Annotated in this window: 14 protein-coding genes; 5 read left to right on the top strand and 9 right to left on the bottom strand. The window is 32.3% G+C overall.

Annotated elements, in window-relative coordinates; genetic code table 11:
* Window positions 1–8: 8 nt before the first annotated feature.
* Window positions 9–1,442, bottom strand: a complete 1,434-nt coding sequence (locus IEU88_RS02885) for a YhgE/Pip domain-containing protein (protein WP_103373076.1) — start codon at window positions 1,440–1,442, stop codon at window positions 9–11.
* 310 nt (window positions 1,443–1,752) lie between these two features.
* On the opposite strand from IEU88_RS02885, the gene IEU88_RS02890 reads away from it, so the two are divergent.
* Window positions 1,753–2,928: a hypothetical protein gene (locus tag IEU88_RS02890; protein WP_096808188.1), complete on the top strand. Its 1,176-nt coding sequence runs from the start codon at window positions 1,753–1,755 to the stop codon at window positions 2,926–2,928.
* Window positions 2,929–2,945: 17 nt separating this feature from the next.
* Entirely contained in the window at window positions 2,946–4,175 is a 1,230-nt protein-coding gene (locus IEU88_RS02895; protein ID WP_096808187.1) for a metal-dependent hydrolase family protein, read from the top strand.
* Between the two features lie 132 nt (window positions 4,176–4,307).
* Here the strand turns inward: IEU88_RS02895 and IEU88_RS02900 are convergent, their stop codons facing one another.
* From IEU88_RS02900 to IEU88_RS02925, 6 genes are all read right to left on the bottom strand, one after another.
* Complete coding sequence (locus tag IEU88_RS02900) at window positions 4,308–5,708, bottom strand: sugar porter family MFS transporter (RefSeq protein ID WP_103373077.1); 1,401 nt, start codon at window positions 5,706–5,708, stop codon at window positions 4,308–4,310.
* Window positions 5,709–5,772: 64 nt separating this feature from the next.
* The gene (araA, locus tag IEU88_RS02905; RefSeq protein ID WP_096808185.1) at window positions 5,773–7,194 is read right to left on the bottom strand and encodes an L-arabinose isomerase; all 1,422 of its coding nucleotides are present in this window, start codon (window positions 7,192–7,194) and stop codon (window positions 5,773–5,775) included.
* Between the two features lie 12 nt (window positions 7,195–7,206).
* Window positions 7,207–7,902 carry an L-ribulose-5-phosphate 4-epimerase gene (locus tag IEU88_RS02910; RefSeq protein WP_096808184.1) on the bottom strand — a complete coding sequence of 232 codons (696 nt, stop codon included), beginning with the start codon at window positions 7,900–7,902 and terminating at the stop codon, window positions 7,207–7,209.
* Window positions 7,880–9,487: a xylulokinase gene (locus tag IEU88_RS02915; RefSeq protein WP_103373079.1), complete on the bottom strand. Its 1,608-nt coding sequence runs from the start codon at window positions 9,485–9,487 to the stop codon at window positions 7,880–7,882. The genes IEU88_RS02910 and IEU88_RS02915 overlap by 23 nt, the downstream gene beginning before the upstream one ends.
* Window positions 9,488–9,634: 147 nt before the next feature.
* A complete protein-coding gene (locus IEU88_RS02920; RefSeq protein ID WP_103373078.1) occupies window positions 9,635–10,714 on the bottom strand; it encodes a GntR family transcriptional regulator in 1,080 nt (359 codons plus the stop codon).
* A 250-nt stretch (window positions 10,715–10,964) separates the two neighbouring features.
* On the bottom strand, window positions 10,965–11,435 hold the full coding sequence (locus IEU88_RS02925) for a peptide-methionine (S)-S-oxide reductase (protein ID WP_096808182.1): 471 nt from the start codon (window positions 11,433–11,435) through the stop codon (window positions 10,965–10,967).
* A gap of 147 nt (window positions 11,436–11,582) precedes the next feature.
* Between IEU88_RS02925 and IEU88_RS02930 the strand changes: the two genes are divergently transcribed.
* The 3 genes from IEU88_RS02930 to IEU88_RS02940 all read left to right on the top strand — a co-directional run bounded on the left by IEU88_RS02930 (window position 11,583) and on the right by IEU88_RS02940 (window position 14,346).
* Window positions 11,583–11,801: a hypothetical protein gene (locus tag IEU88_RS02930; RefSeq protein WP_096808181.1), complete on the top strand. Its 219-nt coding sequence runs from the start codon at window positions 11,583–11,585 to the stop codon at window positions 11,799–11,801.
* A gap of 312 nt (window positions 11,802–12,113) precedes the next feature.
* A complete protein-coding gene (gene trhO / locus IEU88_RS02935; RefSeq protein ID WP_096808180.1) occupies window positions 12,114–13,061 on the top strand; it encodes an oxygen-dependent tRNA uridine(34) hydroxylase TrhO in 948 nt (315 codons plus the stop codon).
* 367 nt (window positions 13,062–13,428) lie between these two features.
* Window positions 13,429–14,346 (top strand): AEC family transporter, encoded by a 918-nt coding sequence (locus tag IEU88_RS02940; RefSeq protein WP_115359552.1) that lies wholly within the window; start codon window positions 13,429–13,431, stop codon window positions 14,344–14,346.
* Window positions 14,347–14,562: 216 nt separating this feature from the next.
* Here IEU88_RS02940 and IEU88_RS02945 read toward each other — a convergent pair whose 3' ends face one another.
* Together IEU88_RS02945 and IEU88_RS02950 are read right to left on the bottom strand one after the other, a co-directional pair.
* On the bottom strand, window positions 14,563–15,402 hold the full coding sequence (locus IEU88_RS02945) for a YitT family protein (RefSeq protein WP_103373385.1): 840 nt from the start codon (window positions 15,400–15,402) through the stop codon (window positions 14,563–14,565).
* Between the two features lie 639 nt (window positions 15,403–16,041).
* Window positions 16,042–16,372: transglycosylase family protein (locus IEU88_RS02950; RefSeq protein ID WP_188350414.1), on the bottom strand; the 331-nt coding region annotated here is incomplete at its 5' end.

Genomic DNA, 16,372 nt, shown 5'->3' on the forward strand with positions numbered 1-16,372 from the left:
ATATCATATTATTTGAATTTAATAGAAAATGGTAATTTATCTCGTCTATTAAACCATATTAAAACTAAATATTGTAATAACATCATTACGATAATAAGGGTAATGAGCAATGCTACGACAAATCCAAAGTCAAAGTGACCAGCGTTTGTAAATATAGCTTCCCTATAACCTTGAATAGCGTAAGACATTGGTGAGAATGGGTGAATCCATCTGTAGAATGTACTTGAAAGTTCAATTGGGAACATACCTTCACTTGCACTTAACTGTAAGATTAAAAGAATCATGGATATAAATAATCCTATTCTATCTAAGAACAACATCAATAATGAAGTTATAGTGATTGCGGCAACCCCCCATAACAACCCAACTAATATAAACTTCCATACATTACCAACTGTCATATTAAAGACAAATAGTACCCAACTACTCATAAATAATGCAGCTAGTGCACCTTGAACAATATATAAGACAAATTTACCTAAAACTTGTCTTGTTGCGGATGTATCTTTACTAATTGTTTTACGTAATGGATAAATCGCACTAAATGATAATGCAACAACAAATAAACTTACACTCGCCATATAAGGAACAATCGTTGCCCCATATTGATCGGCGTTAGTGGGATTATTTTCTTTTACTTTAGTAACATCGTTAAGTGCTTTTTCATTTTCTGATTCAAATGATACGTTATTTTGCTGACTAACAGCATCATCAATTTGCGCTTTCAATTGATTATTATTTTCTTGAAGTTGTTGTAAGCCATCCGTTACTTGTTGATTACCTGTCAATAATTCTTGAGCTGGTTGTCCAATCATTGGCAACAATTGTTGAATGCCATCGGTCACCTGTTGGTTACCATCAATTAATTGGTTTTCCGCATCTGACATTTGTCCTAAAGCATCTGATGTATCTTGGTAACCTGATTGTGAATCCTTAGCAGTAGCAAATAATTCATTCAAATAATTTGACCTAATATTATCTTTGATTGTTGTAGTGACAGTATTGATCGCTGAGTTTGCAACTTGGCTACCTGTATAACTAGAACCTGGATTTACTTTAGTTTCTAGGTTAATTTTTTTTGGATTTTCATCTAATATTGTCGTTGCATTAGCTGAAGCATTTTTTGGCACAATAATTGTGCCGACGCTTTCGCCACGATTCAACTGTTTATCCGCTTCTTTTTCAGAAACAACTTGGAATTTAAAATTGTTATTATCCTTAAGTTTATCTACTAAATCATCACCAATAGTAATATCTTTGTTATTGAGTGTAGCTTTTTCATCGTGGTTTACTACAGAAATTTTAAGGTTTTCTGTCTTGTCATATGGGTCCCACATTGATCCTACAAACAAAGCCACATAAAGTAATGAAATCAGCGATATTGCAATTAAAGAAATTAGCAACATTTTGTTTCTAAATATAAATCTAAATTCATTTAACATCTTTTTCAACTACCTTTCTATTTATATCCCCCACACGCCATTGCTAGTTTTAATTATTTTACTGAAACATCGATCCAAACGTATTTTAATGCATAGTATGCTATCGTTCATAACTAGCAAACACTTTCAAAATCAATTAGTACACCCCTTGTACATTTTTGTATCATACGCTTATTCAAAAAAATTGTCAAACAAATTTTTGGTTATATTAAACAAAAATAATTTCAGAAAATTCAGTTATTGTGGTTAATTTTATATTTTTTTAATGCTATGATACTTATTATCACTTTATTTAGGGAGGGAAAGGACAATGTGGAGTGAACCTATTATTTCAGCAACTGCATTATTTGCTCTGATTGCATTTGGGGAAATTATTTCAACATTGACAAAAGCTAGAGTCCCAATGCTTTTAACATCTATGGTCAGTTTTTTATTATTAAAATGGGCAGGTATATTCCCTGAAAATATTCTTGATTCGGCTATTTTACCTTCATTAGGTGCATTAGCCATAGCGCCTGCCATTATGCATATGGGTACCATGATGCCTTTATCAACTTTAAAGACACAGTGGAAGGCTGTTATTATTTCACTATTTGGCATTGTGGGTTCAACAGCTATGATTTTGATCATCGTTACCTTAGTTTATGATTTTCGCATTGCTGCTTCAGGTGTAGGCCCTATTTCGGGCGGTATTGTTGCACTACTAATAACAATAGATAAATTAAATGAACTAAATTTGAGTTATCTTATTGTTTTACCTGCACTTGTCCAAGGGCTACAAGGTGTCATTGGCTTACCTTTAAGTTCTATTATTATGAAACGATATGGCGCACATTTCTTAGAAAAAAATGCTAAACATTTGCAACCAAGTTCACAAGAAGAGGTTGAGATCCAAACATCAACCGTACATACTTTACATGATAAATATCCTATTTTACGAAATAATACGCTGAGATTATTTATTATGTTTGTGCTTGCTAGTTTAGCTTTTATCATCGGAGAATTTACACCAATTCATTTTACGCTTATCAGCTTATTTTTTGGTATTATTGGCTTAAAATTAGGGTTATTTGAACAAGCAGAATTAGAAAAAAATAAATCATTCACTTTAATCCTTGTAATTATTATGTTAATTGTCATAGGTTCGATGGGAGATATAACACCTCAAGACTTGTGGCATCATCTGCCAGCTATTTTACTCATTTTACTGATAGGTACATTTGGCATTTTAATCGGTGGCGCAGTTGCTGCTAAATTAATCGGTTGGCGCTATACAAAAGCTCTGCCGGTAGCTTTAACGGCATTATATGGCTTCCCCGGAGATTACATGCTATGTGAAGAAGTCAGTCGAAGTTTAACAAAGAATCAAAAGGAACACGACGCACTTTTCAAAGAATTACTAAGTCCTATGTTAATAGGTGGATTTACATCAGTAACAGTAGCGTCAGTTGTTTTAACAGGTATATTAATGAATTTTATTAAATGATAAGGGAGGCATTTTAAATGCTTATAAAAAATATCAATCTTATAGATGGAACTGGTAACGAATTACAAAAGGAAGTGGATGTGCTTATTGAAGACAATCAATTTAAGACTATTGGTAAAAATTTAGAAAACTCAAACCATGAAATTATAGATGGTCGTAACAAATATTTATTACCAGGAATGATAGATAGTCATGTCCATATTATGGAAGAAATGAGGCCATTAGATGAAAAATTAACTACTCCTTTTTCATATACATTTTATAGAGCAATAGATCACCTTAGACGTACAGTAAATTGTGGTATCACTACAGTCCGTGATGCCTTAGGAGCTGATCAAGGTATTAAAGAAGCAGTACAAGATGGTTTAATATTAGGACCTCGCATGCAAATTAGCATTAATGCACTAACAATTACTGGCGGCCATGGAGACAAATTAACGAAGTCTGGTATTACTATGCCTAGCTTTATTGAAGATTACCCTGGTTTACCTACTGGCATATGTGATGGAGTGGAAGAAGTACGTAAAAAAGTAAGAGAAATGCTACGCGCTGGTGCAGATGTAATCAAAGTACATGCAACAGGTGGTGTAACAAGCCCTACAGATCATCCAGACTTCACTCAATTTTCAATTGAAGAGCTTAAAGTAATGGTTGAAGAAGCCCAATTCAGAGGTAACCGTAAAGTAATGGCACACGCACAAGGCTTACAAGGTGTGAAAAACTGTATTGCCGCAGGGATTCATTCCATAGAACATGGCATTTATCTTGATGATGAAGCAATTGAAAGTATGAAAAATCAAGGTATATTCCTTGTACCAACTTTGCTAGCGCCAGTTTCTGTAATTGAATTTGCAGATGAACTGGGCATGTCTGAGGCCTCTATTCAAAAATCAAAAGAAGTCCTAGATGCACATACTTCTAGTTTTACTAAAGCTGTTAATGCAGGTGTAAAAATTGCAATGGGTACGGACGCTGGTGTATTTAAGCACGGAACGAATTTACGTGAACTAGCATTAATGGTTGAACACGGTATGACACCGATGCAAGCTATTGTAGCTTCAACTAAAGTTTCAGCAGAATGCCTTGGTTATGATGATGAAATAGGAACAGTAGAAGCAGGGAAAAAAGCAGATTTTATTATAGTAGATGATAACCCATTAAATAATATTGGATTACTTAAAAATCCAAATAACATAAAAATCGTAAGTATTGATGGCAAGATTGTTAAAAACTACGACGAAAATTAATCTTTTATATTCGGTTTTAAAGATAAATATCGTAAAAATAGAAAATTAAGTAATAAAATTAAAAATCAATACCCCGGCGTGCATCATAAAAATGGATACTCGGCGGGGTATTTAAATTAATAATTTTTAAAATTACCCTTTGACTTGTGCAGTTGTTTGATTTGAGTGATGTGATTCTCCAATTTTTTCAATTTCTTCAAGTGTGCGTCCCTTTGATTCCGGTACAAATTTTTTCACAAACAATACACCAAGAATACAGATAACGCCAAATATTGCGAAGACTAACTGTTGTGAGAAATATGCTGTCATAATTGGGAAAAGTAATCCAACTAAAAATGACCCAACCCAGTTTAATGACGAAGCTGTACCTGAAGCAAAACCTCTAATTGCTAATGGGAATATCTCTCCTACAATGACCCATGTTAATGGCGCCCAAGTAAATGAATAGAACGCTACGTAAATACTTAAAAATACTACAATCAATAACGGGTTGGCATTAGGTAAAACCATATGGATGATTGCCGGTAAAATAAATGACAATCCCATTACAGTGCCACCTAACATTAATAATGTTCTTCTATTAAATTTATCTGCTATCCAAATGAATAATAATGATCCAAGCACAAGAATGATACCTTGAATAATAGGCCACATAAGTGCTGAACTTGCTGATCCTCCAGTTGCTTCTTCTACAATTAATGGAATGTAATAAAATATTGCATTTGCACCTTGAAATTGTTGAAAGGCTGCAACGCCAAGCCCTGCAATCACAAGATATTTATACTTTCCATTAAATAAAGTGGCAAGTGAATGCTTAACTTCGTTGTTTCGTTCTTTTTGAATAATATTTTCAATTTCTTTTAGTTCGTTTTCAATATTATTATTATTTCTCAAATTACTTAATACTAATTTTGCTTCTTTAAATTTATTATTTTTTATTAAAAACCTTGGAGATTCCGGTAATTTCAATACACCTAAAAATAAAATTAATGCAGGTATTGCGGCAGCACTAAGCATCAATCTCCATCCAATCTCGACTGGTAAATCTCTTAAAAAGTAATCAACAATATAAGATAATAACATACCTGAAACTATCATCGTTTGATTCATACCAGATAGTTGACCGCGATATTTTGCTGGTGCCATTTCAGACATATAAGCTGGTACTAATGCTGAAGCTGCACCCACAGCTAAACCAAGTATTACTCTTGATATAATTAAAAAATAATTACCTTCATGAGGCGCAATACCCGATAATATGGAGCCTACGGTGAATATCATAGCTGAAATTAAAATCATCTTTCTTCGCCCTAGTTTATCTGATAATCTCCCTGCTAAAATGCCACCAAATATAGCACCTAACATAACTGATGATGTAATTAATCCAATAATAAAACCACTATTGATACCCCAATCTTCTCTTAAAAATGGTAAAGCTCCTGTCATAACACCAATATCATATCCAAATAAAATACCCCCAAATGCACCAAAGAAATAGATAAAACGATTTGAAACTTTACTGTTTACTTTCATCCCATTCACCCTCTTTTTTGTTCGAACACCAATTTTAACTTTGTGATGCGTTGCAATAGATAATTTAATTAATCAATACATATTCTGTATCAAACATATTTAATAGCATTTCAATTTGTTCTGTATTTAATTTCAATGATAATACGGTATGATGGCCGCCGCCTTCTTTTATCCACTGTTTCACACCTTGTTTCAACGATGGTTTCACTTCCCATAAAACTCTAGCGACTGGTAAATAAGGCGCGGGTTCTTTTAATGATTTTGCCTCTATTTCATTTATAATAAATTTGAAAGACGTTCCTAAATCTAGCATTGTGACAACTACACCTTGGCCTTGTTTACCATCAAACACTAATCTTGCTGGGTCATGCTTATCCCCAATTCCTAAAGGATTCACGATAATTTTAGGTTTATTTTCAGAAAGTGTAGGGTCTACCTCTAACATATGTGATCCAAGAATATGAGATTGATTACTTCTCAAATCATAAATATAATCTTCCATAAATCCTGTTGCTTCGTTTTGTGCAACTATTTTTAATAATCTATCGAGTGCAGCCGTTTTCCAATCTCCTTCACCAGCAAAACCATAACCTTGTTCATTTAATCTTTGTACAGCTAGACCAGGTAATTGTTTCATCCCATGTAAATCTTCAAAATTAGTAGTAAATGCAGTGTAATCACCATCATCTAAGAATCTTTTTATCGCAACCTCGTATTTAATTTGCTCTATAACAGAATCATTAAATGCTTCTTCGCTATAATCCCTATAATCAAATTCGTACAAATCTTGATAAACCTTAAACAATTGATTAACTTCTGAATCTGTAACGCTACGGATATATTCAACTAGATCTCCAATACCATAATAGTCAACTGTCCAGCCATATTGAATTTGCGCTTCGATTTTATCTCCTTCAGTAACAGCAACATTTCGCATATTGTCACCAAATCTCGCTACTTTTAAATTAAAGCTTTCATTATAAGCATTAGCAACAAACATCCAATCCTTTAATTGTTGTTGAACTTCTGAATCTCTCCAATGACCAAAAATAATTTCATTGTTTTTATTTAATCGACGATTGATATACCCATATTCCCTGTCTCCATGTGCAGATTGATGTAAATTCATGTAATCCATATCTATTTTTTCCCAGGAAATATTTTCATTATATTGCGTTGCGAGATGTAACAACGGCTTTTGTAATAGTTTTGTACCCCTTATCCACATTTTTGCTGGAGAGAATGTATGCATCCATGTAATAACACCTAAAACGTCATCTCTATAATTTGCTTCTTTCATAATTTCAGTAATCACATCAGATGAAATAGCTAATTTAGTTTGTAATTCGATTTCAAATGGTAAATCTCCTTCTGAATTCAATCCATCTGTTATATTCTGCGCATTTTCTTGGACTTGGGATAATGCTTCATCACCATATAGTTCTTGAGAACCAACCACGAACCAGAATTTTTTTGAATTATTCATTATATTTCCTCCTTATTTTTGACCATAATATGCATTCGCACCATGTTTTCTTTCAAAATGCTTATCAAGTATTTCTTGCGGTAATGTTTGGGCAAAAGGGTTTAATTGTCGTGTAAATATATTCATTTTGCATATTTCTTCTAATACTACTGCATTCATGACTGCAGATTGACAATCGTCTCCCCAAACAAACGGCGCATGACCACGTAATAATACTGCAGGTACTTCATGTGGATTGATATGCTTTTCTTTAAATGTTTCAATGATCACGTTTCCAGTTTCATATTCATAATTTTTATTTATTTCTTCAGGTGTTAAAAATCTTGCGCATGGTATTGCGCCATAAAATGTATCAGCATGTGTCGTCCCCATTGCGGGTACTTCTAATCCAGATTGTGACCAAGTTGTTGCCCAAGGAGAATGTGTATGAACCACACTCCCAATATCATCAAATTTTTTATAAATTACTGCATGTGTTGGCATATCAGATGAGGGTTTCAGTTTTCCTTCCACCACCTCACAATTCAAATTACAAACAACCATATCTTCAGGTTCCATCTCATCATAATTAACACCACTTGGTTTAATTACAAATAATTGTGACGCTTTATCAAAAGCACTAACATTTCCCCATGTATATTTGATTAGCCCTCTTTGAGGCAATTCGAGATTAGCTTTATAAACTTCAGATTTTAATGTTTCTAGCATATGCTTTACCTCCTAAATGTTTAGAGAACAAACGCTCTATTGGTAATCCAAGTTTCATTTTCTCTACATAGTTATTAAAGTGATCTACTTCTTGTTTAACTGGCGATAACGTTTCTTCTTCAATATTTACAAAAACTACTTCATTTAAAAATTGTTCTAATGTTTGCATTGTTTCAAGCGATGTAAAATAAGAAAGTATAGCTATTCCCCAAGCTCCTCCTTCACTAGCTGTATTCATAACTGTGATATCGTTATCCAGTGCTGAAGATAATACCTGTTGCGCAACGCCTTTCGTTTTAAAAATGCCCCCGTGAGCGATTAACTTTTCTAACTCTATTGATTCATTTTTTTTCAACATATCCATGCCAATTTTCAAAGTACTGAAAGCACTGTATAAATGCATTTTCATGAAATTAGCTAAATTGAAATTGTAATTTGGTTCCCTTACAAAAAGTGGATATCCTTGTTCGACATTTGTAATATTTTCTCCTGAAACATAGTTATAAGATAATAATCCACCAATATTATCATCGCTATTTAGAGAACTTCGGAATATTTGTCCGTACAACTCATCAGATGAAAAATCTACTCCCATTACTTTTAAAACTTCGCTAAACAGATTCATCCAATCGTTAATATCAGAAGTGCAATTATTTGTATGAATCATTGCCACTTCATTACCATTAGGTGTCGTCACTATATCAATTTCAGGATATTTATCTTTCAATTCTTGTGATAAAACCACCATTGAGAATGCGCTTGTGCCAGCAGACACATTACCTGTATTTGTAGCAACTGTATTTGTAGCTACCATACCTGTGCCTGCATCACCTTCAGGCGGACACATGATACATCCAGATTCAAGCTTATTAGAAGCATCTAAAAGTTTAGCGCCTTCTTTGGTCAAACATCCACCACTTTCTCCGGACACGCTTACTTTTGGTAATATTTTTTCAATCGGTTTATTAAAACCATGTTCTTGAAATAATTGATTGGTTACATTGATCAAATCAGGTCTATAATTTTTCTGATTAATGTCGATAGGAAACATCCCTGAAGCATCTCCAATGCCAAGTACTTTTTCCCCTGTTAAATACCAATGTACATATCCAGCTAATGTAGTAATATATTCCACTTGGCGCACGTGTCTTTCATTATCTAAAACACCTTGAAAAATATGTGCAATGCTCCATCTTTCTGGAATATTAAATTGAAATTTTTCGCTCAATATAGCAGCTGCTTCACTTGTGTTTCCATTTCTCCAAGTTCTGAAAGGCACCAGCAGATCTTCATTTTTGTCAAAAGCTAAATACCCATGCATCATACCACTAATACCTATGGCATTTACTTTAGTTAGCGTAAGATTATATTGCTGTTTTAAATTTTGTGTCATATCTTCGTAACTTTTCTGCAAGCCTATCCAAATATCATTAATTGAATACGTCCAATAACCGTTTATAAACTCATTTTCCCATTCAAAACTTCCTGTCGCTACTGTGTTTAAATTTTTGTCTATAGCAATGGTTTTTATTCTAGTAGATCCCAACTCTATGCCAATGGAAATATCTTCACTTGATAAATTCATATTCAAATTATTCAATTTCTCACACCCCTTTGCAACCGTTTTCAAATATATCCTATAATATTTGTCCGTACATGTCAATATATTTTAAATTGTGTACGGACAATGACAATTAAAAAACTCAAATCAATATATGATTGATTTGAGTTTCTAAATTTTTTTAACTGAATTCCGTTCGATAATATATGTGTCGAGGAGTATGGAGTCTGATTTTTCATTATTTTCTATAGCGTTTATTATCCACTTTGCCGCTTTCACACCTAATAATTCTTGCGGATGCGACGTACTCGTTAAATTCATCTCACTCAACCTACTAAGGACTGAATCATCTTCTCCGACTACAGATATATCTCTTGGAACACGTATATTTTTTCCTTTTAATCGCTGGATGATATCGTAAGCAATTTCGTCATTATAGCAAACTAAAGCGGATATATTAATTTTCCGTTCAAAAATGTGCTGAACAATCTGTTCAATAACTTGTATTTTATTTTCTGTATCAAATGTATAAATATGTTCACCTTTAAAAAGTATCGTATTGGCTTCAAATGCATCAAAGTAACCTTTCATTCTCAATTTCCCTTGATTATCATCAATTTTCGTAATCAATGCAATATTTTCATGTCCATGATCAATTAAATATTGTGTTGCTAAATAACCTGATTTAATATCATCAATCGCAATAAAAGGTAAATTTAATTCGTCATATTTGGCATTTATCATTAAAATAGGAATATCTCTTTGTTTAAATAATGAATAGTAAGACAAATTGGGATTATAAACGTTACTCTTAGTCGGTTCTATAATAAGTCCGGAAACACCTTGGTTTAACATCATATCCAAGCATTTCTTCTCTTCGTCATGATTATTATTAGTACTCGCTAATATTAATGAGTAACCTTGTTTCTTCAATTCATTTTCTAAACCCCTAATTATACTAGGGAATATATAATCTGAAACATATGTCACGATTACGCCTATTTTTTTGGAAGCTTTACTTTGGTTGGAATTCAAAAAATTATAACTGACATATGAACCTGAACCTTTTTTCTTTTTTATAAAACCATCTTGAACAAGCATATTCATTGCTTGTCTTACAGTATACCTACTTACATTAAACTTACTTTGGAACTGTTTTTCAGTAGGTAAAAGCATACCTGCATGGTAACTTTTATTAATTATTTTTTCTTTTATTTCATCCGCTACAATTTGATATTTTGGCTTATTCATAGTTAAAAATCTCCTAATATTACCATATTGTTATAACAATGCATATTATAGCATACGCCATATTTTCTTACTGAACACAGCTTTGAATTGATAATTATGTATATTGAGGTGCTATTATTTTAATCAAATTATTGTATGATCAATTTCACGCTGTAAGTATCAATTATTCACCAATATTCAAAAAGATAAAAAGGAGGTGTAACATGCACACCTCCCTAACGTATTTAAGATTCATTTAAATCGTTTGTTACTATTTGTATTTATTAACAAGTTCTTTTGGTAAATGACAATAATCGTTTGGGAATCTTGATAATCTATCTTGGTTTTCTTCTGCACTTCTCACGTAATTTGTTAGTGGTAATACCTCTGTTGCAATAAGGTGATGGTCTTCAATCGTGTCTATATAAGCTTGCGCTTCCTTTAAATGTTTAGCATCTTCACTGTATAATCCAGTTCTATATTTTAAACCAATATCTTGACCTTGTTGATTGACACTGTATGGATCAATAATTTCAAAAAGATATCCCATTAAATCTGAAACAGATACCTTTTCAGGATCGAAACCAGTTTTAATTACTTCTACATAGCCATCATATTCACCATCGAGTGTGTCTGTAATACCATTTGCTCTACCCCCTTCTGTTTGAACCACGCCCGGTAGCGTCTTAACAAATGCTTGCACACCCCATAAACATCCACCTGCTAAATATACTGTTTCCATACTCATCTCTCCTGTTTAATTCTATTTTTTTCTGTCTGTTATTGAAAGTATAGTAACCATAGTTACACAATGCAACGTTTCATATTTTTTAGATGATTGATTTTAACTTAAAAAGGGAACATTAAATAGATGATAAGGAGGTATTATATGCCTAAGGTTAAAGAAAGATTATTAGAAGATATCGAGGAAAAACCTTCGCGAACTGATAGTGACTTTAATTCTGAGGAAGAACTGCAAGAAAATGCTTTTGAAAGATTAGGTAAAGATGTTGTTATTATAGAGATATTAGCAATTATGAATATCGTTTTTGCAGTCAGTACAATTAGTTTGATTGTGGCACTCATCTTTACTAATAAAAATAAATAACTTATGTTTATGCTCTTTTCAGCTATCATCTTTTGAAGATGCTATGCTTGGAAAGAGCATTTTTTTATATTGATTATATGAGCGCACCTTTAAAGCATTTATATAAATATTTGATTTCGCAAAATTTTTAAATTGAATATTGTCCTTTTTTTGTTACAATATAGTGAGGATAATTTCGTCATTTTATAAAAATAATCAATCAATGTTAATTTAATCATATTTATTATGAACTACTGTCGCACGAATACCGTCAAACTAATAATTTTATATAAAAACTATAATAGAAAGATATAGATTAGAGGAGATCGAATTATGGATTATAGAGTATTATTGTATTATAAATATACAACAATTGAAGACCCTGAAACTTTCGCTACAGAACATTTAGATTTCTGTAAAGACTTAGAGCTTAAAGGACGTATCTTAGTATCGACTGAAGGTATTAATGGTACTGTTTCTGGAACAATTGAAGCAACAGATAAATATATGGATGCATTAAAATCAGATCCAAGATTTGAAGGCATTACTTTCAAAATCGATGAAGCTGATGGCCACGCATTTAAAAAAATGCATGTTCGTCCTAGAAAAGAAATCGTTGCGTTAGATTTAAATGAAGATATCAACCCTAAAGAACTTACAGGTAATTACTTATCACCTGAAGAATTCAGAGAAGCATTGTTTGATGATGAAACAGTGGTTATCGATGCGCGTAATGATTATGAATATGATTTAGGTCATTTCCGTGGCGCTATTCGCCCTAATATAACACGTTTTAGAGACTTACCAGACTGGATTAAAGAGAATAAAGATCAATTTATGGATAAAAAAATTGTTACCTATTGTACAGGCGGTATTCGTTGTGAAAAATTCTCTGGTTACTTACTAAGAGAAGGTTTTGAAAATGTAAGCCAACTTGAAGGTGGTATTGCTACTTACGGTAAGGACCCAGAAACAAAAGGCGAATATTGGGATGGCAAAATGTACGTATTTGATGAACGTATTAGTGTAGACGTCAACCAAGTTGAAAAAACAGTTGTAGGTAAAGAATGGTTTGACGGCACGCCTTGCGAACGCTATATCAATTGTTCAAACCCTGAATGTAACCGCCAAATCCTGGTGTCCGAAGAAAATGAAGCACGTTATTTAGGCGCTTGTTGTCATGAATGCGCTGAGCATGAAAGTAATCGTTATGTTAAAAAACATAATATCAGCGATGAAGAAAAAGCAAAACGTTTAGAAAACTTTAAACAACTTGTATAGTTTCTTATTACTTAAGTATAAAATAGAAAATTAATTTTTATAGTAGATTATGATTACACCTTAACGAAGATAAACAAACTTGGAAGCCAAAGCCCATTTTCAAACTAATGGTTTGTTACTAAAGTAACTTTTAAAAATCATGTTTTCTAAAAGGCTTCGTTCCAAATATCTACTAGTGATATTATAGTAACGGCCAAGACATAATTTTTGTCTTGGCCTTATTTCATTTCTATATATTTATAAGTTATGCTTATCAATTCTAATCACAAACCTATATTTTACTTATAATAAATATATGCTAACTTAATAGTAAATCAACAATTAATGATTATTAATATGTATATTACTTAGAGATAGAAGGTTGCTTATGTTTATTTTTATACTTTTAGAAGTTATATTACCTATTTTACTTCTAATATTATTAGGTTTTTTGCTTCAAATGAAATTTTCATTTGAACTCAAACATTTTTCCGCTTTAATAACATACTGTTTAATGCCTGCATCAGTATTTGTGAATATTTATCAAATTCAAATTGATATTGCTCTATTATTAAATATCCTATACTATATTATTATTTTCAGTGTTGTCTTAATTTTAATTGGAAATGTATTGTCTAAGATTTTGCGTTTAAATAAAGGGGAAAGTGCAGCGTTAAAAAACAGCATTTCTTTAATGAATTCTGGGAATTATGGTCTACCAGTCAGTCAACTTATATTTAGTCAAAATCCAATCGGTGTTTCTGTACAAATTTTCACTTTAGTATTCCAAAATTTATTAACTTATTCATACGGCATGTACAATTTGCTATCAGCAAGCAAATCAATGGCTGACATCACTCGTGGATTTTTGCGTCTTCCTGTGTTTCATGCACTTTTATTAGGCGTAATTTGCCAGGTTTTCACCATTGACCTACCGCATACGCTTTTAATACCACTTAATCAACTTTCGGATGGATTTGTAGCTATTGCGCTTATTTTATTAGGCGCACAACTTGCTAGAATTAAAATTAACTTTTTCCATCGTGTTATCACGTGGTCACTGATTGGTCGTTTATTGTTGAGTCCATTAGTTTCTTTAGCGGTTATTTACTTATTAGGGTTAGATGGTGTGGTAGCCCAATCACTCTTTATAGCTAGTTCTTTCCCTACTTCAAGAAATACTTCTACAATCGCCATGGAATACCAAATAGAGCCTGAATTACATGCACAAATTGTATTATTTTCGACATTATTTAGTGTTTTCACAGTGACCATTGTCATCTTTTTATCACGTATCTTATTTTAAAAAGTAGACGCGGAACGAGACAAACCTTATCTTCTTTACTTTCAACTATTTTCAATACGATATTAAAAGCCGAGACGTTATAATAAGTCTCGGCTACTATTTATATATTAATATCCAATTTTAAAAATATGTTTGTTTTCCATAGAACTTTTAAAGTTTAATAAAATGATTTTATTGACATGTGCATATTTTATACGATACCTACGTAATCTTTTACTATTGTAATTTCATGAAGCCATTACCTAATACATCTCTCACATCATGAATGACTAAGAAAGCATGCTCATCATGACTATTTACAATTTTTTTAATTCTGGCTAACTGGTTTTGAGATACTACAACATAAAGCACGTTAGTTTCTCTTTGTTCATAGCCACCTACCCCATTCAATAATGTGGAGCCACGTCCAGTTTCCGCATTAATTTGTTTACTAATATCCGCGTTAAAATCCGAGATAACAGTAATTGCTTTTTTCGGATTAAATCCTTCTATGACAAAGGACATACTTTTTTCAACAATAAATAACATCACAATTGTATACAGTACATTTTGAATTGGTAATACAAATAAAAATGATAATACAATTAATGAATCAAGAATAAATAAAGCTTGTGATGTCTTTATTTCACTATACTTATTAATGATTTTTGCAATAACTGATGTGCCCCCTAGCGTACTACGTGCAGATATAACAAAGCCTGTACCTATACCAATCAACACTCCTGAAAAAATAGTATTAATAAAATCAGATTCCAAATTTAATTTTAAAGGTTCTGTAATTCCTAAAAATAGTGAACTCGCCACTACTGTAACTAGGGTATAAACTGCGGTTGTCTTACTTAAATATTTCCAACCGACAATGATTAGTATCATGTTAATAATAAGTGTTGTTAAAGCTGGTGATAAGCCTAAAGTATATTTTAAATTAAGTGAGATACCTACTGTGCCGCCCTCGCCTAAATTTGAAGCTAAAACAAATGTATTTACACCTATCGCAATAATAAATGTGCCCAGTAGACAGAAGCAAATATTTTTTAAATGGATTTTATATAACATTGCGCCAACACCTCTTTCTATAAACTTAATTAATGTTTAAAACTGTCTTTTTTTAAATATAAGTGTGCTATAACCGACAACACAAAAAGAGAGCGGAACAGAAATCACATTTTCTAAAAAGATTTCGTTGCCCCGCCCCAACAAAGGTGACTAAAATAAAGTACCAAATCTTTTCTTATGGAATAGCAATCTTCATAAACGAATGACTTGTACCAAGAACCAAGCATAGTATTACAGTAAAATAAGAAATACAAATACTTTAGAAAGCCTATTTTTAAAGCTACATACTAAATGTATTTTTATTTCAATGATCTATTGCCAATATCATAAATCACCTTAGGATCGTTATTTATATCCCAATTTCGATTGTTTCTGTTAAATTTTACAACACAAGCATATATAATAATAAAAATGTGTATTTCTTTCAATACATTCGGGTTGATTTTTTATATTTATGAAGTAATTGTACTTTGTTTAATACAATCAGTTGATCATTGATATAAATATCCCCTTTCCTTTCTGGTACATCATATGGTTTTAAATAAAATTTTTCACACAAAAAACCCCTAGATTCTAATATTAAGAACCTAGGGGTTTTGCTTTACCTTAAAATCAAATACTTTTGATTACTGACTTATATTAAGCAGTTACCCATTGTGAAGCACCTTCAGATTCATAAAGGTCCATTGCTGCTTGGTCTTGTACTGATTCTGGAGCTTCTGTTGGTGATTGACCTTGATATTCAGCTGGCGCTACTGAATCCCATGTGCTTTGTAGGAATTGGTATTTACCTGCCGCACCTGAAGATGGGTTTACAGCTTTAAGATCGCCACCTGATTCACGCTCTGCAATTTGTTTCAAGTGATCATTTACATCTACTGATGAACCACTTGATGCTTCACTTGAGCTATCTGATGATTGTGTTGAAGCTGCTTCTTGTTGTGGTTGTTGTGTTGATTCAGTTTGTGGT

Source organism: Staphylococcus nepalensis, assembly GCF_014635045.1.
In the GTDB taxonomy this organism is placed as follows: Bacteria; Bacillota; Bacilli; order Staphylococcales; family Staphylococcaceae; genus Staphylococcus; species Staphylococcus nepalensis.

Excerpts from the sequence above, each read along its gene's own strand:
- IEU88_RS02885 (WP_103373076.1), bottom strand. The coding sequence starts at position 1,442 with ATGTTAAATGAATTTAGATTTATATTTAGAAACAAAATGTTGCTAATT.
- IEU88_RS02890 (WP_096808188.1), top strand. The coding sequence starts at position 1,753 with ATGTGGAGTGAACCTATTATTTCAGCAACTGCATTATTTGCTCTGATT.
- IEU88_RS02895 (WP_096808187.1), top strand. The coding sequence starts at position 2,946 with ATGCTTATAAAAAATATCAATCTTATAGATGGAACTGGTAACGAATTA.
- IEU88_RS02900 (WP_103373077.1), bottom strand. The coding sequence starts at position 5,708 with ATGAAAGTAAACAGTAAAGTTTCAAATCGTTTTATCTATTTCTTTGGT.
- araA (WP_096808185.1), bottom strand. The coding sequence starts at position 7,194 with ATGAATAATTCAAAAAAATTCTGGTTCGTGGTTGGTTCTCAAGAACTA.
- IEU88_RS02910 (WP_096808184.1), bottom strand. The coding sequence starts at position 7,902 with ATGCTAGAAACATTAAAATCTGAAGTTTATAAAGCTAATCTCGAATTG.
- IEU88_RS02915 (WP_103373079.1), bottom strand. The coding sequence starts at position 9,487 with ATGAATTTATCAAGTGAAGATATTTCCATTGGCATAGAGTTGGGATCT.
- IEU88_RS02920 (WP_103373078.1), bottom strand. The coding sequence starts at position 10,714 with ATGAATAAGCCAAAATATCAAATTGTAGCGGATGAAATAAAAGAAAAA.
- IEU88_RS02925 (WP_096808182.1), bottom strand. The coding sequence starts at position 11,435 with ATGGAAACAGTATATTTAGCAGGTGGATGTTTATGGGGTGTGCAAGCA.
- IEU88_RS02930 (WP_096808181.1), top strand. The coding sequence starts at position 11,583 with ATGCCTAAGGTTAAAGAAAGATTATTAGAAGATATCGAGGAAAAACCT.
- trhO (WP_096808180.1), top strand. The coding sequence starts at position 12,114 with ATGGATTATAGAGTATTATTGTATTATAAATATACAACAATTGAAGAC.
- IEU88_RS02940 (WP_115359552.1), top strand. The coding sequence starts at position 13,429 with ATGTTTATTTTTATACTTTTAGAAGTTATATTACCTATTTTACTTCTA.
- IEU88_RS02945 (WP_103373385.1), bottom strand. The coding sequence starts at position 15,402 with ATGTTATATAAAATCCATTTAAAAAATATTTGCTTCTGTCTACTGGGC.